The organism is Streptomyces sp. NPDC005181, from assembly GCF_040608395.1.
Classification (GTDB): domain Bacteria; phylum Actinomycetota; class Actinomycetes; order Streptomycetales; family Streptomycetaceae; genus Streptomyces.
The window spans coordinates 1-18656 of the sequence record NZ_JBEXID010000106.1; the positions used below are offsets into that span (position 1 = coordinate 1).

At 69.0% G+C, this 18656-nt stretch carries 14 protein-coding genes and 1 pseudogene; 11 read left to right on the forward strand and 4 right to left on the reverse strand.

Features of this window, described 5'->3' with window-relative positions; all coding sequences use genetic code 11:
* The 3 genes from ABZV38_RS35035 to ABZV38_RS35045 form a co-directional block, all read right to left on the reverse strand.
* The coding region (locus ABZV38_RS35035) for an IS4 family transposase (protein WP_356332497.1) at window positions 1-1180 on the reverse strand (1180 nt) is incomplete at its 3' end.
* Between the two features lie 174 nt (window positions 1181-1354).
* Window positions 1355-3109: a serine/threonine-protein kinase gene (locus ABZV38_RS35040; RefSeq protein ID WP_356332498.1), complete on the reverse strand. Its 1755-nt coding sequence runs from the start codon at window positions 3107-3109 to the stop codon at window positions 1355-1357.
* 255 nt (window positions 3110-3364) lie between these two features.
* Window positions 3365-3853 carry a hypothetical protein gene (locus tag ABZV38_RS35045; RefSeq protein ID WP_356332499.1) on the reverse strand — a complete coding sequence of 163 codons (489 nt, stop codon included), beginning with the start codon at window positions 3851-3853 and terminating at the stop codon, window positions 3365-3367.
* Window positions 3854-4453: 600 nt separating this feature from the next.
* Between ABZV38_RS35045 and ABZV38_RS35050 the strand changes: the two genes are divergently transcribed.
* The 3 genes from ABZV38_RS35050 (at window position 4454) to ABZV38_RS35060 (ending at window position 6331) form a co-directional block, all read left to right on the forward strand.
* A complete protein-coding gene (locus tag ABZV38_RS35050) occupies window positions 4454-4759 on the forward strand; it encodes a peptidoglycan-binding domain-containing protein (RefSeq protein WP_356332500.1) in 306 nt (101 codons plus the stop codon).
* Window positions 4760-4900: 141 nt separating this feature from the next.
* Entirely contained in the window at window positions 4901-5278 is a 378-nt protein-coding gene (locus ABZV38_RS35055; protein WP_037691843.1) for a nuclear transport factor 2 family protein, read from the forward strand.
* 75 nt (window positions 5279-5353) lie between these two features.
* Complete coding sequence (locus tag ABZV38_RS35060) at window positions 5354-6331, forward strand: transposase family protein (protein ID WP_356332501.1); 978 nt, start codon at window positions 5354-5356, stop codon at window positions 6329-6331.
* A gap of 96 nt (window positions 6332-6427) precedes the next feature.
* Here the strand turns inward: ABZV38_RS35060 and ABZV38_RS35065 are convergent, their stop codons facing one another.
* Window positions 6428-6583 carry a transposase gene (locus ABZV38_RS35065; RefSeq protein ID WP_356332502.1) on the reverse strand — a complete coding sequence of 52 codons (156 nt, stop codon included), beginning with the start codon at window positions 6581-6583 and terminating at the stop codon, window positions 6428-6430.
* Window positions 6584-6808: 225 nt separating this feature from the next.
* Here ABZV38_RS35065 and ABZV38_RS35070 point away from each other — a divergent pair.
* The 8 genes and pseudogenes from ABZV38_RS35070 to ABZV38_RS35105 all read left to right on the forward strand — a co-directional run.
* A pseudogene (locus ABZV38_RS35070) lies at window positions 6809-7300 on the forward strand (IS3 family transposase); the annotation flags it as partial.
* Window positions 7301-8329: 1029 nt separating this feature from the next.
* Complete coding sequence (pstC, locus tag ABZV38_RS35075) at window positions 8330-9355, forward strand: phosphate ABC transporter permease subunit PstC (protein ID WP_356332503.1); 1026 nt, start codon at window positions 8330-8332, stop codon at window positions 9353-9355.
* A 1-nt stretch (window position 9356) separates the two neighbouring features.
* Window positions 9357-10613 carry a phosphate ABC transporter permease PstA gene (gene pstA, locus ABZV38_RS35080; protein WP_356332504.1) on the forward strand — a complete coding sequence of 419 codons (1257 nt, stop codon included), beginning with the start codon at window positions 9357-9359 and terminating at the stop codon, window positions 10611-10613.
* Window positions 10613-12292: a phosphate ABC transporter substrate-binding protein PstS gene (locus tag ABZV38_RS35085; RefSeq protein ID WP_356332505.1), complete on the forward strand. Its 1680-nt coding sequence runs from the start codon at window positions 10613-10615 to the stop codon at window positions 12290-12292. Before pstA ends, ABZV38_RS35085 begins: the two co-directional genes overlap by 1 nt.
* Window positions 12289-14928: a hypothetical protein gene (locus ABZV38_RS35090; protein WP_356332506.1), complete on the forward strand. Its 2640-nt coding sequence runs from the start codon at window positions 12289-12291 to the stop codon at window positions 14926-14928. The genes ABZV38_RS35085 and ABZV38_RS35090 overlap by 4 nt, the downstream gene beginning before the upstream one ends.
* A gap of 113 nt (window positions 14929-15041) precedes the next feature.
* A complete protein-coding gene (locus ABZV38_RS35095) occupies window positions 15042-17030 on the forward strand; it encodes an Ig-like domain repeat protein (protein ID WP_356332507.1) in 1989 nt (662 codons plus the stop codon).
* A 122-nt stretch (window positions 17031-17152) separates the two neighbouring features.
* Entirely contained in the window at window positions 17153-18070 is a 918-nt protein-coding gene (locus ABZV38_RS35100; RefSeq protein WP_356332508.1) for a class E sortase, read from the forward strand.
* A 17-nt stretch (window positions 18071-18087) separates the two neighbouring features.
* Window positions 18088-18656, forward strand: a 569-nt coding sequence (locus tag ABZV38_RS35105) for an ATP-binding cassette domain-containing protein (RefSeq protein WP_356332509.1), incomplete at its 3' end; no start/stop codon positions are given.

Consider the following 18656-nt stretch of genomic DNA (forward strand, 5'->3'; position numbering starts at 1 on the left):
TTCCGGTCGCGGTGGTGACGGTGTCGGCGGCGGTGGTCTGCAGGACGGTGAAGCTGATGCGGTCCATGTCCAGGCCGGGCCGGGTGCAGGCGGTGTCGGCGGCGGCGCGGATCAGGGCCTGGTAGGTGGTGAGCAGGGCGTAGACCTCCTGGTCGAGGCCGGTCAGGCTGTGGGAGCGCAGGACACGGCCATCCAGCATGGTCGCCTTGATCGAGAAATACGTTGTCTCCGACTGCCACCGCTCGTGGTAGAGACCCACGAGCCCGGCGGCTGGGTGGGCGAGCGGGTCGAGGAGGCTGGTGAGCAGGCGCCACTGCTCGGTGCGGACAGTGCCATCGGCCAGGGTTGCGGTGACGGACGCCTCGATGACGCGGACGGTCAGCAGGACGGGCAGGACGCCGTAGCCGATCCGGGCCAGGTAGGAGCCGTCGCCCAGGTGCCGGAAAGGGGTGGGTATCCGGCGGGCGGAGGAGCGCACCAGGAACTGGGCGCCGGTGGCCTGGACGTCCCGGGCGAACTCGGCTCCATCGAAGCCGGCATCGGCCAGCAGGAGCATCGTGCGGTCCAGCACACTCAACAGGCGGCCTGCGTAGGTGAGTTCACCGTCACTCTCGGGGCCGAACGCGGCGGCCAACACGGCACGGGTGCCACACTCGACCAGGACCACGAGTCGCAGCAGCGGGTAGCCGAACTCCACGCTCTCGCCCGCTCGCTTGGGATAGCGCCAGGTGAGCGCCTCCTCATCGGGCACGTGCAGCAAGGTGCCGTCCACGGCCACGGTCCGAAGCCCTCGATAGAACGAACCGGCCTGCCCGAGGTGGGCAACGGGCCCGGCGAGGATCTCGAACAGCCGCCGCAGCGGTGCCGCTCCTATTCGCCGTCGGGCCCTGGACAGCGAGGAGACCGCCGGGCGCACCAACGGCAGTCCCTCCAGCCCTGCCGTCAACTTGCCCCACACGCCCCGATAGGAGCAGTCCTCGAACAGGGCCAGCGCGAGGACGAAGTAGACCACGACCCGGGACGGCAGCAGCCGCAGCCGCTTCTCACGTGACCCGGTCTCCTCGATCACCGAGTCCACCAGTACGAAGTCCACGATCTGGGTCAACTCGCCCAAGTGGCCGGGCGCGTACACACCCCCGGCAGCCTCGACCGTGCGCGTGATGACAGACTTCTCCTGCAACGGGACTCCCGATGATCTTCTTGCTCGACACAAGCTGATCTATCAGGACGTCCCGTTGCGTCATTCACCAGGGCTTGACCTGCGACTCAAGGCTCAAACGCAACGGTGTTGACCTTGATCAACATCTCAAACACGTCCTAAGGGTCGTAGTCAGGCGCTCCGGACATGTTCCGATCAGATCCGATTCGGGGCCCTGGTCTGAAGGCCATACTGCTCGACGATCGGATTCCACATCCGGGCGAAGGCCTTCTTCGCGGAGGCTGCCTGGGAGCTGGCATGGAGGCCTGCTGTCCAGTTCTTGTCGTGCGGTGCGCTGCCCGGAGCACAGACGCCGTTCGCCATGCGGCCCGCCCACGATGCGTACGCGGCATCCGCGTCTGCACTGTGCTGCCAGGCAGCACGCAATTGCTCTGTCGCCTGGGCGCTGCCGGGGATCTGGGACAGGTCCAGCGCATCGAGCTCGCCGATGAGTGTCGAGCGCTCGTCTGCAGCATCTCTCAGGGCTGCGCGGGCTGCGGAAACAGAGTCCGGGGACGAGCAAGCCTCGACGGCGCTCACCGCGCTCACGACCTTCTGCCGGGACTCCGCACTGCGGTCGAGCAGCAGGTCCAGGGACTTCGCCTGACCCGCGGCCGTCGGATGGCTCGGGGAGGCGCTTGTAGATGCTGGGGGATGGCTGGAGGCCGCGGCAGTTGGCGCGGTCGGTGGCGGCGAACTGCCTCCTTGGGTGGCGCTTGTAGATGCTGGGGGATGGCTGGAGGCCGCGGCAGTTGGCGCGGTCGGTGGCGGCGAACTGCCTCCTTGGGAGGCAAGTGCCCATGCCAACCCGCCGACGAGGGCGGCCAGCACAACTGCCAAGGCGATCAGTAGTCCGACGCGCCGCCCGCGCCGCCTGCCACTCGCGCCCCTTGAGGACGGGGCCGGCACTGTCGGTGGCGTATCCGCCTGGTGACCGTCATCCGTCCCTGCCTGCGACGGCTCTGGGCGCGCGTCGACGCCGCGCGACGGCAGTGGTGTCGGCGGCGTCGACTGGGTGGGGTGCCGGGCGAACTCGGCGTCTCCAGAATCCAGCTCCGCGGGCGGCACCAGCTGCGTGGGGGGATGCACAACGCTCGGTTCTGCCGGGTTGGCCGGCAGCCCACCGGCCACGTCCTCGAGCATGCGCTGGGCCTGGACGGCGGTGGGCCGCTCGCTGGGGTCCTTGCGCAGCAGCGCCTTGATGACCGGGGCAAGTGAGCCGGCGTGGCAGGGCTCCGGGAGCTCCTCAGCTACCACCGCTTGAAGGGTGCTCACGGTCGACGTACGGCGGAACGGCGACTGACCCTCCACCGCGGCGTACAAGGTGACGCCCAATGACCACAGGTCGGATTCCGCGCCCGGCCGATGACCCGTGACGCGCTCCGGGGCGAGGTAATCGGGCGAACCGACGACGTCGCCGGTACGGGTGAGACCAGTGGAACCCTCGAGGAGGGCGATGCCGAAATCGGTGAGCACCACCCGGCCTCCGCGCTCGAGGAGTACGTTGGCGGGCTTGACGTCACGGTGCAGCACCCCGAGCTGATGAGCCCGGTCCAGTGCCGACAGCACCTGCGCCCCGAGCCGGGCAGCGTCACGCGGCAGCAGCGTCCCCTCATCGGCGATGACGTCGGCAAGTGAGCGACCGTCGATCAGCTCCATGACGATCCACGGTCGGTCATCCTGTTCCAGCACATCGAACACTGTGACGACACCGGGGTGCTTGATCCGTGCCGCGGCCCGGGCCTCCTGCTGCATGCGAGCATGCAGGACTGCGAGTTCTTCGTGCGGCAGGCCGGTGACGGTCAGTTCCTTCACGGCGACCTCGCGGTCCAGTAGCTGGTCCTGAGCTCGCCAGACCATGCCCATTCCACCGCGGCCGATTTGCTCAACGAGTAGGTATCGTCCGGCCAACAGCCGTCCCTCGGCCGCCGCGGGAGATGGGTTCTTGGCCGGGTCGATCTCGCCTGAGCTTCCATCTTCAGGACCGGGAGAGTCGTCATGGATGTCCATCGCTACCCCTATCCGCGCCCCCTCTCGCACACCCCACGGTCGTGGAACGCCAATGGTGCTCGTTACACACAGGCGGACCAGTCCGCCAATACCTGGCGTCGGGGCCATCCAGCCGCTTTGCTGTCCAGGAACGGTGAGTGAGGGTCGATATGACTGCTATTCACGGTAGATGTCCGCATCGACGATCACTCCGTCTTGTACGGTGTAGGTACCGGCGAAGAAGCGATGCGAACCATCCGTCTGTGTCGCATCAAGCTCAACCTCGACTCTCTCGCCGACTACGGAGTTGACGGTTACATCGTCATAGGTCGTATCTGCGAACGACGGCACAAAGTCGTCGTAGGTCCCTCCGACGATGTTCTTCCCGCCAAGCGCCCACGCGGCAACGTACTCACCGTCGTTGACAGCGCTGAAGTACGCCCTCACCACATCAGCGGGCTCTGGATCGGCTTGAGCTGGCAACACCGCCAGGGGACCAGCGAGTTGCTGGGCCGATGCAAAGCCCGCCGGCTGAGCAGTCGCCGGAACCTGAACTGACCGTGCCGCCACGTCCCCTGATGGCCCGGTGGCTGAGAGCGTCAGCCGAGCCACACCGAGAAACGCGCCCACACCGATGAGCACGACGACAAGCGCCGACGCGGCCATCGCCAGCACGGGAAAGCGACGACGGTCGATACCCGACTCAGCGGGCCGACGCCTGGACGCTCCCGGCAGGCCGTGCATCCCCCCGTGGTCTGTGTCAGTAAGTTCAAGCGCCGTGGGCACAAGCCCGCCGCACGCGCAGCAGCAACCCGCTGCTTTCACCTGGTGGCCGTAAGGGCGGCCGGCCGCGGGGGCGTCGCACATCGTGCAGACTTTGGCTCCCGCCGCCTCAACAGGAGGCCTGTTCGTACAGTGACGTCCGAGATGCTTTGCCATTGGTGATCCCGAGGTAGTCGAGGATCTTCCACTTCCCATGGTGCGTCCCCGACCTGGTGGCGGCATCTGGAGCGGTCGGCGGCGACGCCGCGCACTCCGAAGTCCAGGAGGCCTTCTTCGAAGGTCACGTGCACGTGTTCCGAACGCTGGGCGGAGTTCCGCGGAGCAAGGTCCGTTACGGCAACCTGAAGTCAGGCACCCGAGCACTGATCGCGAACCCTCATCGTCGTGCCCACTGTCACCGACACCGAGCTGCGTACCCGCTCGTCCCAGGATGGTGCCCCCGATCATGCGACGTAGAAACTCGCAGGTCAGCGGCACCTTTCAGTGACGGGGGCGGCCCTGCCTAAAAAGCCTGCTGCCCCAGGGCCGAACGATGTTTGCAACTACACCGATCTCCGTCCAACCCTCAGGCAGGGCTCCTCAGGGAGTGCAGTCGAGCAAGCCCAGTGCTATCTGAACTACGCTATCAACGCCGGCTTGGACGAAGACGGGGACTTTGGTCCGGCCACAGCCGCCGCAACGAGGCAGTTCCAGCGTTGCGCGGAGATCGTCGTAGACGGACGCATTGGAGCCCAGACGTGGTCGTTCCTTGTCTTCTGGGCTAACGCAGCGGACGCGCCCTTCTGTTGATTCGCCTGGGTCCAAATGTCACTTGATCTCCGACGGACACGGTGCCCCGTTGGGAGGGGGCGGCTGCTTGAGGGGCGATGTGCCAGGTCGCCCCTGGGCTCCCAGGGCCGGGGTGTCAGTGGTTCATGCAAGGGTGCCCCCATGGAACCTTCGGGAGTGATTGAGGCATTGTGGGATCGGATCCAGGCACGCGATTGGTCAGGTGTCGCCGACTTGGTCGCAGAGGACGTCGTGGTCGAGTGGCCGGTCAGCGCGGAGCGCATCGTTGGCAGCAAGAACTTCGTCGCGGTGAACAGCGAATACCCGGGGGGCTGGTCGATTCGGGTGCTGCGGATCGTGGCTGACGGCAGCGAGGTGGTCTCCGAGGTCGAGGTGCCGCATGACGAGTTCGGCGTGTTCCGCGTGGCCTCGTTCTGGACCATCCAGCAGGGACGGATCGTGCGTGGCCGGGAGTACTGGACGAGTGTTGGGGCTGATCCGCGCCCGGAGTGGCGGGCGGCTCTGGTTGAGCCCATGTGAAGTGGTTGCCGCTCGCAGCGACGTTCCAGCTGATTTGGTCGTGCCGTAGCAAGGGCCGTGCGGGTTGGGTGAGTTGTGAAGCTGACCTGGGCCCGCGCGGCCTGCTCCCATCCTGCCCTGTCCGGTGTCTCCCGCGCACACTTCGGCGAGTTGTTCGCCGAACTCGCCGCCCCGTGGGAGGCCGCGCGGCAGTCCGGACTTCGCGAAGCCCGAGGTGGGGAACGCCGCAGGGCGGCCGGCGCCGGGCGCAAGCCGAAGCTGGTCTTCTGCGACCGGCTGCTTCTCACCCTGGTGCACCTGCGCCATCAACTGCCGCACGAGGTCCTGGCCGAGCTGTACGGCGTCGACCGCTCGACCGTCTCGACGGTGATTCGGCAGGTGTGGCCGTTGCTTGCGGCCCGGGGCTTCGCAGTGCCCGACCGGCCTGGAGTGCGGCTACGGACACTGGAGGACGTCTTCGCCTACGCCGAGGCCGAGGACGTCGAGCTTCGGCTCGACGGCGCCGAGACCCAGGTCAGACGCCCGCGGGCGGGCCGACCCGGGCGGCGGGCCTTCGTCTCGGGCAAGCGCCGACAGAACACGATCAAGACCACCACGTTCAGCGACGGGCAGGGCCGCATGCTGCTGTCCGGGGTGGCCCGGCCCGGCCGGATGCACGACCAGACGGCCCTGCGCACCGAGGGCATCGCCGAACAGCTCCGACTCCACCCCTCGGTGAAGTCCCAGGTCGACGCCGGGTATGCCGGGCTGGCCAAGGAGTTTCCCCGCCAGGTCACCGCCCCGCCCAAGAAGCCGAAGAACGAGGCGTGCGACGGTGACAAGCGGGCCTGGCACGAGGCGCGGCGGCAGCAGTCCTCGGCCCGGATCTGTGTCGAGCACACCAACGCCGAGCTGCGGCAGTGGGCACCCCTGCGACGCTTTACCGGACGCCGCGAAATCTACGAGGAGACCCACCTGGCGATCGCTGGCCTGGTCTCCGACCGCTCCGCACAGCGGCCCACCCGGCGCCGGACGAGCACCGCACTCATCCTCGTCCGCAACGGCGCCTGCTGATCACACACCAGCCGAACCGCCAGGCCAGCACGTCCCGACCTCAATTTCCCCCGAGGTCGTAAGTCATTTGACGGGGCGACGGAACCGGTGGCGTTCCTACACGGCGCTGACGCCGATCTCCCGGGCAACCTCGGTGATCGTCTTCCCTGACGCGTGCACCAACGCGACCGCGTCGCGCTTGAACTCGGCCGTGTACCGCTTGCTCATGTTGCTCTTCTTGCTCACTACCTGGAACTGCTTCCTCCGGGACATTCCGTCCCAGTATCAGGCTGTCCAGCTCAGCGGGGGAACTTCACTCGTCGATACCCCCGCATGTTCGCGCACTGGCGCCATGTCACTGGGGCGATGCGGCTCTGATGGCCAGAACGCAAGAGCCGTGTAACGGGCGATTGTTACGCACGGTTCTGTGAGAGCCGAGGGGTGAAATCCCCCTCGGCTACTCAACAGTTCGTCGCCGACCACCGGCGCCGTTTCGGCGTGAAACGGCTGTGCACCGTGCTCGGTATCGCCCGCTCGAGCTTCTACTACTGGCGCCGCACCACGGCCGCGAGGGCGGCCCGCCAGGTGGCCGACGCGAAGCTCGCGGCCCGGATACGGGCCGCGCACCGCGAATCGGACGGTACTTACGGCGCCTTGAGGATCACCGCCGAGCTCCGCGACGACGGTGAGCGTGCCAACCACAAGCGCGTCGCCCGTCTCATGCGGACGATCGGGCTCGCCGGGCTGCGGCTACGCCGCAAGCACCGCACCACGATTCCCGACCCGGCTGCCGTGAAGGCAGCGGACCTGATCGGGCGGGACTTCTCTGCCGAGTCCGTGAACAGCAAGTACGTCGGCGACATCATCTATCTCCCGCTGGCCGGCGGGACGTTCCTCTACCTGACGACCGCGATCGATCTCTGTTCGCGCCGGCTGGCGGGCTGGGCGATCGCCGACCATATGCGTGCCGACCTCGTCGTCGACGCCTTGGCGGCGACGGGACTCGGAACAACATCAACTAACCTGGCCGAAGCCGCATAAGCCCGTGTCCAGGATTCCGGGTCAAGGCCCGACGGCCCTCCCGCCCCAAACTCAGAAAATGTCTCGTGCACTGAGAGGGGGCCGGTAGACCGCTCCTGCTGCTCCTCCAGCACCTGTGCCAGGGCCGCCACCACACGCTCGTCTGTGCCTCCTGTCGGTGAATGCGGCCGAGCAGCCCGCTGGTCCACCAGCCCCCACACCCCGCCCTTCCGATAACGGGCGCGCATCCGCCGCACCGTCATCGCGCTGGTGCACATCCCCCTGCCGTCAGCTCCGCAGCTCTTGCCTCCTCACGCTGAGCGAGAGTCCGCGAGAGAGGGTCGTACTGCGGTCGAGGGGCCCCGCTCCCGGCACCGCGTACCTTCTCCCGCTCCCACATGCCCGATGGCCGCCCCCTCCGCGTCCTTCAGGTCCGGGATCGAGCTGGACGCGGCCCTCCGGCATCCCGGCTGGCCGACGGCCGCTGTACGCGTCGCTACCGCGGCTCGGTGCGTGTGGGCGACGGTACCCAGCGCGCTGCGGTGCAGCGCGGTACGGGTCGCGTCGACGTGGACGGAGCCAGGACCTCGGCGGAGTCGGACAGCGGGTTGGAGCTGCCGGCGTCAAGCTTCCGATGCTCGGCCAGCACGGTGCCCGTGCGGTCCTGAACAGCGAAGTCGAGCCATGTGTCCGGCCGGTCGCACCCCGCGAACAGCGCCGTTGAACCTCTTTCGTCACCATGACTCTGTGTGGAGCTCGTGGAGGCGAAACGGCTCAACATCCATTGCATTGCGGTCGACTTGGGGCAATTCGGTCGACCCATCGCATGATCCTCCTGCACCATATAACCATCTGATGTTCGCATTCTGATCACATTTGCGGGCGGGCGGCGACATGATCAAGCCATTCAATCTGGCTCAAGCGCGTTGCCCGTTTGGTCGAGGCCATGCGCCTCTTTTCGCCACGCGCGGTGTGTGGCACCCAGGTTGGGGGTCGAGGATGGCTACCGCAGAAGCGGGGTCGGACATATCTGGCAGACCGTCGGACGACGATGCCCCGCGGCGGCTGGATGCTGCCCGAGGGCTCGGAGACCGCGTCTTCCGCTGGCAGTTGACCACGGCGGGCGTCGTGGTGCTCGCGATCATGGCGGCGGTCGGAGTGTTCCTTCTGGTGAGGGCGGCGCAGGCGCTGCGCGCCACCGGCTTCTCCTTCTTGACGACGGCCCAATGGCAGCCGGACGTCCATAAGTTCGGTATCGCCGCCGTACTCACCGGCACCCTGCTGATCGCAGCCGTGGCGGTCGTGGTGGCGGTACCGCTGGCGCTGGGCACCGCGCTGTTCATCTCCGACGTGGCGCCGCTGAAGCTCCGCAGGACGCTGATCGCGATGGTCGACCTGATGGCCGCTGTGCCGTCGGTGGTCTACGGGCTCTGGGGCCTGTTCTTTTTCCAGCAGCACGTGATCGGCCTGACGCGCTGGCTGTCGACCTGGTTCGGCTGGGTCCCCTTCCTGCAGGTGGACGGCGTGGAGGCGGACCAGCCGCTCGCCTCCACGAGCGTCTACACGGCCTCCTCGTTCATCGCGGGCATCGTGGTCGCGCTGATGGTCGCGCCGATCATGTGCTCGGTGATGCGCGAGGTGTTCTCGCAGGCCCCCGCGGGGGAGCGGGAAGGGGCGTACGCGCTCGGGTCCACCCGCTGGGGAGTGATCCGTACGGTCGTCATCCCCTACGGCAAGGGCGGAATCATCGGCGGCACCATGCTGGGGCTCGGCCGGGCGCTCGGTGAGACCATCGCGGTCTACCTGATCATCTCCCCGGTCTTCACCATTCAGCCGCACATCCTGCAGACCGGAGCCAACTCGGTTTCCTCGCTGATCGCCCTGCACTACGGGGACGCTTCCGACTTCGGCATGTCGGCGCTGATGGCGGCGGGCCTGGCGCTCTTCCTGCTCACCCTGGCGGTCAACTTCACCGCCTCTTCGATCGTGGCCCGGTCCCGTTCCGGTGCCCAGAGCGAGGGCTGACATGACCGTCCTTGAAAACACCCCCACGACCGTCGAGGCGACCGCGTCCGAGCCGGCGCCGACCGTCGCGGCGGTCGTCGAAGACCGGCCCCGCCGCATCGGCGGCGTCACCCGCAACGGCGTGCTCGCGCTGTGCGGTGCCGCGGCCGCGGGCCTGTGCGTCGCGGTGCTGCTGTTCGGTGAACTCGCGCCCCTGTCCGGGGCGCTGGGCTTCGCCGTCGTCGCCTACTTGGTGTTCCTCGGCATCTACGCGGTGCTGACCGGACTGGAGGAGGACGGCCCTGCCGTCCGCGACCGGCTGATGACCGTGGTCCTGTGGTCGGCGGCCGGCCTGATGTTCCTCGCGCTCGTCCTGGTGGTCGGCTTCACCCTCTACCGAGGCCGCGACGCGCTGCCCCACCTGAACTTCTTCACTGAGGACATGCAGGCGGCGGGACCTCTGGACCCGCTGTCCAAGGGCGGGATCGCCCACGCGATGCTCGGCACGCTCATTATGATCAGCATCGCGCTCGCCATCACCGTCCCGCTGGGGCTGGCCTGCGCGGTCTACCTCAACCAGATCACCGGCCGCTTCGCCCGCTTCGTACGCACCATCGTCGAGGCCATGACGGCGCTGCCGTCCATCGTCGCCGGCCTGATGGTGTACGCGATCTGGATCCTCGGCCTCGGACTCCAGAAGTCCGGTCTCGCGGCCGGGTTCGCGATCAGCGTGATGATGCTGCCGATCGTCATCCGGGCGGCGGACGTCGTCCTGCGACTCGTCCCCGGTAACCTCACCGAGGCCGCCGAGGCGCTGGGCGCGCCGCGGATGCGGACCGTATGGCACGTCATCCTGCCGACCGCACGTTCCGGCCTGGCCACCGCGGTGATCCTGGGCACCGCGCGCGGCATCGGCGAGACCTCACCGGTCCTGCTCACCGCGGGCTTCACCGCCGCCCTGAACGCCGACCCGACCTCCGGCCCGATGGTGTCGCTGCCGCTCGCGGTCTTCTCCTTCATCAAGTCGCCCGAGCCCACGATGATCGCCCGCGGGTTCGGCGCCGCTGCCGTACTGATGGCGCTCGTCCTGGTGCTCTTCGCGGTGGCCCGCGTCCTCGGTGGCCGCGGCCCCGGTCAGCAGAACAAGCGGCAGGCACGGCGTACCGCCCGTGCCTCACTCCGTGACACCCGGCGTTTCGAGGACCTGCACGACCCCGCCCCGATCCTTCCCGGCGGGGACCCCGCCGCCCCCGCGTCCGTATCCGGAGTGAACGACTGATGCCCAGCCATTTCGCACCCCGCGCCTGGCTCACCCTGACCATGGTGTTCGGCGTGCTCGCCTCGATCCTGCTCGGCCCGGTGACACAGGTCGGCGCCGCGCCGGACAGCTACACCCCGATCGCCGGGGCCGGCTCCACCTGGGCCGAGAACGCCGTCGACGAGTGGCGCCGCGACGTCAACCAGTACGGCATGCGGATCAGTTACTCCGGTACCGGATCCTCCGACGGCCGCCGTCAGTTCCTCAACGGAACCGTGGACTTCGCGGTCTCCGACATCCCGTTCCAGACCCACCCCACCGACGGCTCCGCGGCCGAGAACCCGGCCCCCGGTACGTACGCGTACATGCCGATCGTGGCCGGCGGCACGGTGTTCATGTACCACCTGACCATCGGCGGCAAGAAGGTCACCAACCTGCGGCTGTCGGGCGATGTGGTCACCAAGATCTATACCCGGGCAATCTCCTACTGGGACGACCCGGTCATCGCCGCGGACAACCCCGGCATGAAGCTGCCGCACCGCATCATCGTCCCTGTCGTACGGTCCGACGGCTCCGGTTCCACCGCGCAGTTCACGCAGTGGATGGCCAACCAGCACTCCTCGCTGTGGAGCACGTACTGCGCGAAGGTGGGCCGCACCGGGGCCTGCGGCCAGACGTCGTACTTCCCGACCGTGCCCGGCATGATCGCCCAGTCCGGTGACCTCGGTGTCGCGGGCTATGTGGCACAGGGGTACGGCGAGGGCTCGATCGGCTACGTCAACTACTCGTACGCGCTGAACGCGCACTTCCCGGTCGTCAAGGTGCTCAACCACTCCGGTTACTACACCGAGCCGACCGCGCAGAATGTCGCGGTCTCGCTCCTCAAGGCGCGGATCAACACCAACAAGAGTTCGCCGGACTACCTCACGCAGAAGCTCGAAGGGGTCTACAACGACAGCGACAGGCGCAACTACCCGCTGTCCAGCTACTCCTACATGGTCCTCCCGCTGAAGGCTCAGGGCACCTTCACCGAGGCCAAGGGCAAGACGCTCGGCGCCTTCTCCTACTACTTCATGTGCCAGGGGCAGCAGCAGGCCGACAAACTCGGTTACTCACCGCTGCCCATCAACCTGGTCAAGGCCGGGTTCGAGCAGATCCGCAGGGTTCCCGGCGTCAAGACCCAGAACATCAACATCAAGGGCTGCAACAACCCCACCTTCAGCGCCGACGGCAGCAACCGCCTCGCCCAGACCGCTCCGTACCCCAGTGCGTGCGACAAGAAGGGCGCAACGGCCTGCACCACCGGCAGCGGCGGCGCGAAGGGCGGCTCGGGCGCCACCGGCGCGTCCGCCACCGGCGGCACCAAAGGCAGTGGAGGCACCGGCACGTCCGGGGGCTCGGCCGGCGCCGCCGGCGGAGCGGCAGCCGGCGGTGCGGGAGGAGGCTCGTCCGTCGACCCGGACACCGGTCAGGCACTCACCTCCGGGGGCGGCGCCACCGGCGGTGCCGGAGGCGATGTCGCGTCGGGCGGCGCGGCCGGCTCCGTGAACCTCGCCGAGCCGGTCACCGTGGCCGGCCGTGGCGGCTGGGGCGGCGCACAGACCCTGATGCTGCTGACCGCGATCGTGCTGCTGGGCCTGGTGCTGCTTCCTTCCGCCATGTCCCGGGCACTCGCCTCCCGAAAGGACTCGGCCTCGTGAAGACCTCAGCCACGAACCGTCTGCGCCGCATCACCCTGCGCCTGGGTGCGGGGGCGGTGATCGGCGCCCTGCTCGGTGCCGTCGCGGCGCAGGCCGCCCAGCCGGCCGCCGCCGTGGCGGACTCCACCGTGACCGTGTCCGGGCGCGGTGAGTTCAAGGACATGAGGTTCACGGTCAGCCAGACCACGCATCTCACCAACCAGGCTGTCTCCGTGAGCTGGACCGGCGGGAGGTCCACCGCGTTCGCCGGCGCCCTGTTCAACACCGACTTCGTCCAGATCATGCAGTGCTGGGGCGATGACGACGGGACCGTCAAGGGCAACCCCGGCCCGTCGCGCACCCAGTGCCAGTACGGCGCGTCGCCCACCACCAACCGCGGGGGCTGGCCCGGCAACGCCTACGACGACACCAGGTCCGTCACCTACAGCGCCGACCCGTCGAATTACGGCCAGGACGACAGCTACGGAGCGGGCGGCGCCTTCGGCCAGGGTGAGGTGCCGTTCAAGTCCGTCGACGGCACGGTGATCACCAAGAACACCCAGAACAACCCGTTGTTCAACTACAACACCACCAACGAGGTCGACTTCGCCCGCACCAGCTCCGACGGCACCGGCCAGGAGTTCTTCGAGGTGCAGACCGCCAACGAGGCCCCGCACCTCGGCTGTGGCGTCCCGGTCACCAAGGCCGGCGTCACCACCCCCCGCTCCTGCTGGCTGGTGATCGTCCCGCAGGGTCACCTCGACCTCGACGGCCAGCCATACGCCGACAGGACACAGGTCAACGCCGGCTCCCCGGTGTCCTCCACCAACTGGAAGAACCGGGTCGCGATCAAGCTGGGCTTCAACTCGGTCGCCTCGAACTGCGCCCTGGGCGCGGACGAGCGGGCCACCACCGGCAGCGAGCTGGCCGCCGATGCCATGACGAGCTGGCAGGCCGCGCTGTGCCCCACCGGCACGGTCTACGGCTACACCGAGATGGGTGAACCCGACGCCCGAGCCCGGCTCTCCCGGGACGGCAAGGCCGGACTCGCCTTCACCACCCGTGCGCTCGGCGACGACCCCGGCACCACCGCACCGGGCGGTCTGACCGCCTACGCACCCGTCGCGCTGTCCGGCGCCGTCATCGGCTTCACCATCGAGCGCAGGGCCAAAGCGGGTGCCCCGGAGTCCACGCAGAGGATCTCGGGCACCAAGGTGCAGTCCATCAGCCTGACCCCCAGGCTGGTCGCCAAGCTGCTCACCGAGTCGTACCGCGGCTCCGTATGGGGCTCGGTCGTGACCAGATCCTCGGGCGGTACGTCCACGCCGGAGGCCGCCAAGGGCTACCAGTGGGCCGTGAGCAACCCCGCCGGCCTGGTCACCGACCCCGAATTCCTCTCCCTCAACCCGGAGTTCGCCCACCTCTCCGTCGCCGAGACACCGGCCACAGACACGGATCTGATCACCACGCTCGGTCATTCGGACACCGCTCGTACGGTGTGGAAGTGGATCGCCTCCGACAAGGACGCCCGGCACTTCCTGTCCGGCGTTTCCGACGAGTGGGGCATGCACGTCAACCCCTACTTCAGTACGAGCGCGGACGTGAACCCCACCGGCCTCGCCTTCGAGCTGGCCCGTAACGACTTCCCCAAGAGCGACCCGTGGTGCCTGATCCCGACAGAGACCGGTGTCGCCGGCAAGCAGTGCATGACGGACTTCCACCCCTACGTGGACGACATGCACGCCGCCGCGCTGAGCACCCGCCGCGCCGACACCCTGTGGAAGTCCTACTGGGACGCCCTCGCCGTACCGCCCGCCTACAAGAGCGTGGGCCCGCAGATCGTCGGCTCGCGCTTCGTGATCAGCATCACGGACGCCGCGTCGGCCGCCCGCTACAGCCTTCAGAGCGCCAAACTACGCAACGCCGCAGGGAAGTTCACCGCACCCACCGTGACCACGCTGACCACCGCGGCGGCGGGTGCGGCCGGCGACACCGTGCACCCCGTCGACCCGGCCGGAGCCAAGGCGAAGGACGCCTACCCGCTGGCGCAGCTGGTGTACGGCGCGGTGCGTCCCGCCGCGCTGACGGCCGGCGCGCGCAAGGACTACGCCCGGCTGCTGAACTACGCCGCCGGGTCGGGCCAGACCACCGGCAGCGACCCGGGTGATCTGCCTCCGGGCTACGCACCCCTGCCCACGGCGCTGCGGACCCAGGCACGCCAGGCCGCGACCGTGATCGCCAACTGGAAGGGCCAGTCCTCCGCCGGCGACCCCACGGACGACCAGGCGGGCGGCGGCGCCGGTTCCTCCGGCGGAGCCGGTACGTCCGCCGGCACCGGTTCCTCGGGCGTCGCGGGTGCTTCCGGTGCCGGCGGCACCGGGAAGCCCGGCAGCCCGTCCCCCAGCGCGGCGGCGTCCTTCGGCGGCGGCGCGGCGGTGGAGACCACCGCCAACGGCATCACCCCGGGGGACCCCAGCAGCTCCCTGCGCTACGCGATACCGACCGGTGCCGCCCTCGGCGCCGCCGCCGCGATCGGGGCGCCCTTCGCGGGCGGGTCGAGGATCCGGCTGCCGCTGCGGCTGCCCCTCCCGGGCGGCCGCAGCGTCACCGTCCTGCCCCGCCTGACCCTGCCCCGGCGGCTGCGCCTTCGCCCCTGAGAAACCCAAGACCACCGCCCGCCCCGAAAGGCAGTCGGGGCGGACGGCGCGCTCCACCTTGCCAGAAACCCATGCGTCACCACGCGTATCACTGTTCCGAGCAGGAGAACTCCATGCGTAGAATCCGCCTCACCGCGACGGCTGTAGCCGCCGCCGCCGTGGCCGGTGGCCTGGCTCTCGCCAGCCCGGCGTCCGCCGACCCCACGCCCGCGGGCACCTTCCGCACGCTGGTCGGCGTCGGTTCCGACACCACGCAGGACGTACTCAACGCCCTGGCCGGCGACACCGTCAACGGCACCAGCTACGCCGACACCGCCGTGAAGGCCGGCAGCGACGGCATCGCTTCGTACGACGCGATCGAGCCCGGTACCGGCGCCGTCGACTCGAAGATCACCACCCGGGAGGGCGGCCCGTCCTTCCTGCGCCCCAACGGTTCCGGCAAGGGCCGCACGGCCCTCACGGACTCCCTCGCGGGCGTCCCGTTCGGCACCGGCGCCAGCATCACGAACCAGGTCGACTTCGCGCGCTCCTCCGGCGGCCCGAGCGCCTCCGGCACGGCCCTGACGTACATCCCGTTCGCCCGGGACGCCGTCGGAGTCGCCGTCAAGGGCAGCGCCCTGCAGAACCTGACGACCGCCCAGCTGCACGACATCTACTCGGGTGTCCTCACCGTGGTGAACGGCCAGCAGGTCAGGCCCTTCATCCCGCAGGGCGGCTCCGGCACCCGGAAGTTCTTCCTGGGCGCCATCGGTGTCCCCGACGACGCCGCGGTCGACAAGATCGCCACCGTCGTCCAGGAGAACCAGGCCGACGACGCCGTGAAGAGCGACGGCGACCTGGTTCCGTTCTCCGTGGCGAGCTGGATCGCGCAGAACAACGGCATCGCTCCCGATCACAGCAAGAAGGCGATCGCGGACGGCGCCTTCCTGGCCAGCCTCCAGCTCCCCGGCAACCAGACCTTCAGCTCCCCGGTCGCCGTGAAGACGGACGGCAAGCTCGCCCCCGCCACCGACTTCTACAACGACGCGACCTTCGGCCGCGATGTCTTCAACGTCGTCCCCAGCAGGGCGATCGACCCCACCAGCGTCTTCTTCGACAAGTCGCTGTTCGACGTCTTCGTCACCAACGGCACCCACGAGGCCGCCCTGGCCACGGACACCGCCGAGGGTGTAATCGCCAAGTTCGGTTTCGTGAACGAGCCGTACAACGGGTCCATCAACCCCGCCAAGCACGCCAAGTTCGGCGGCCTGGAGGACTCCACCCTTCCCACCGCCCTCCCGGGCACCCCGGCGACCAAGGCCGTCACGGGCAGCGGAAGCCTCAACGTCTCCTGGACCGCCCCCGCGGCGACCGGCCTGCCGGTCACCGACTACCGCGTGGTGCTGACCGACGCCAACGGCCTGCCCGTCCAGAACAAGGACTTCCCCGCCACCACCAAGTCGTTCGTGTTCACCGGCCTCAAGGCCGCGAAGTACACCGCCACGGTCACGGCGAACAACCTGGTCGGCGGCGGTATCCCGGCCACGGTGACCACCCCGGTCAAGTACGCCAGCCACACCGCGGCCACCGCCGCGAAGGTCGCCTACGGCATCACGCCGAAGGTCAGCGTGAGCGTCACCGACACCCACGCCGTCACCGCGACCGGCAAGGTCACGGTCCTGGAGGGTACGAAGGTCCTCGGCACCGGCACCCTGAGCGGCGGCAAGGTCTCCGTCGCGCTGTCCAACCGCCTCTCGGTCACCACGCACAACCTGTCGGTGGCCTACGCCGGCAGCAGCACGCTGAGCGCGTCCTCGACCACCGTCAAGCTGACGGTGGCCAAGGCCACCCCGACCGTCATCACCAGCTACCCGACCACGGTGAGCCACACCGCCCACGCCAAGGTGACCGCCACGGTCAAGGCAACGGGCTTCGTCCCCACCGGCAAGGTGCAGATCATGGAGGGCACCAAGGTCCTCGCGACCGGCACCCTCGTGAGCGGCAAGGTCGTCGTGACCCTGCCGACGCTCCGCACGGGCAAGCACACGCTGCACACGCACTACACCGGTACCTCCACGACCCTCGCGCGCAACGGCGCCAACTTCACCATCACCTCCAAGTGACCCACCGCGCCGGGGAGGCCCTCGCGGCCTCTCCGGCGCACCCCTCCGAGCGGCGCCCGTCATCCCGTAGTCGCATAAATCCCTGCAATCCCCATAATCCCCCGTGAAGGAGGCAGGCCGCCGTGACGGTCGCCGTACAGACCCCACCCCGCACGCCTGTGCCGGGCGCGCCGACACCCGTGCTGCGCCTCCCGGCCGCCCGGCACCTCGCGCGCGGGACGCTGCTGACGCTCGCCGCCCTCCTGCTGGGCCTGGTCGTCCAGATCCTGCTGGTCAGTCCTCTCCAGTACCGTGCCGCGCAGCAGTCGGCGTTCGACGCGCTGCGAGCCTCCCTCGCCGAGGGCACCGCGCCGGTCGCCCAGACCGACCAGCAGGGCCACCTGCTGGCTCCGGGCACCCCGGTCGCCCTGATCGACATCCCCCGGCTTCACCTTCACCACGTCACCGTCCTGGAGGGCACCGACTCGCACGTCCTGAGCGAGGGACCCGGCCACCGCCGGGACACTCCGATGCCCGGACAGGCCGGGTCCAGCGTGCTGTTCGGCCGTGCGGCCGCGTACGGGGGCCCCTTCGGCGACCTGCACACGCTCGTCGCCGGCGACACGCTGACCCTCACCACAGGGCAGGGCAAAGCCACCTACCGCGTCCTCGGCGTCCGCCGGGCCGGCGACCCCGCGCCGGCCCCCGCCGCCGCGGGCAAGGGACGGCTGGTCCTGGTCACCGCGACCGGCCACCTGTACCAGCCGTCCGGCATCCTGCGCGTGGACGCCGACCTGGTGTCCGGCGTCTCGGAGACCCCGCCCCCCACCATCGTGCCCGGATCGCTCCCCGACTCCGAACAGCCCCTCGCCAGCACCGACGGCGTCCCCTGGGAACTGGTGATGTGGCTTCAGGCCCTCGTCGTCGTCGCGATCGCCTCGGTGTGGGCCTGGCACCGGTGGGGCCGACACCAGACCTGGATCGTGTGCGCCCCTGTCATGGCCGTCCTGGGACTCCAGGTCGCCGGCCAGGTCACCCAGCTGCTCCCCAACCTTCTCTGACCTCCGAGGTATCCGCCGTGACCGACTCCGCCGCGACCGAATCGCTCCCCACCTACTCCGCCACGACCGGCACCGCCGTCCTTCCCGCTGTTCCGGCCGTATCCCCGGCCGGTGTGCCGTCTCCCGGGCCCGCCTCGCTGGAGGCCCGCAACATCTCCGCCTGGTTCGGCACCCACAAGGTGTTGGAACGGGTCTCCCTCGACATGCCCGCCGGTGAGGTCACCTCCCTCATCGGCCCTTCCGGCTGCGGCAAGTCGACCTTCCTGCGCACTCTGAACCGGATGCACGAGCTGATCCCCTCCGCGCAGTTCGGCGGCGAGGTCCTGTTCGAGGGCGAGGACATCTACGCGCCCGGGCGCCGTCTCACCGACGCCCGCCGCAACATCGGCATGGTCTTCCAGAAGCCCAACCCGTTCCCGGCCATGTCCATCTACGACAACGTGGTCGCCGGACTCCGCCTCACCGGGGTCCGCGCCGGGCGCCGTGAGAAGGACCAGCTGGTCGAGGAGTGCCTGACCCGCGCCGGCCTGTGGAAGGAAGTACGGGACCGGCTCCGCCAGCCGGGCGGCGCGCTGTCCGGTGGTCA

Bases quoted from the DNA above. Each gene is read 5' to 3' on its own strand.
- ABZV38_RS35045 (WP_356332499.1), bottom strand. From the start codon at position 3,853: ATGGCCGCGTCGGCGCTTGTCGTCGTGCTCATCGGTGTGGGCGCGTTT.
- ABZV38_RS35055 (WP_037691843.1), top strand. From the start codon at position 4,901: ATGGAACCTTCGGGAGTGATTGAGGCATTGTGGGATCGGATCCAGGCA.
- ABZV38_RS35065 (WP_356332502.1), bottom strand. From the start codon at position 6,583: ATGTCCCGGAGGAAGCAGTTCCAGGTAGTGAGCAAGAAGAGCAACATG.
- pstC (WP_356332503.1), top strand. From the start codon at position 8,330: ATGGCTACCGCAGAAGCGGGGTCGGACATATCTGGCAGACCGTCGGAC.
- pstA (WP_356332504.1), top strand. From the start codon at position 9,357: ATGACCGTCCTTGAAAACACCCCCACGACCGTCGAGGCGACCGCGTCC.
- ABZV38_RS35085 (WP_356332505.1), top strand. From the start codon at position 10,613: ATGCCCAGCCATTTCGCACCCCGCGCCTGGCTCACCCTGACCATGGTG.
- ABZV38_RS35095 (WP_356332507.1), top strand. From the start codon at position 15,042: ATGCGTAGAATCCGCCTCACCGCGACGGCTGTAGCCGCCGCCGCCGTG.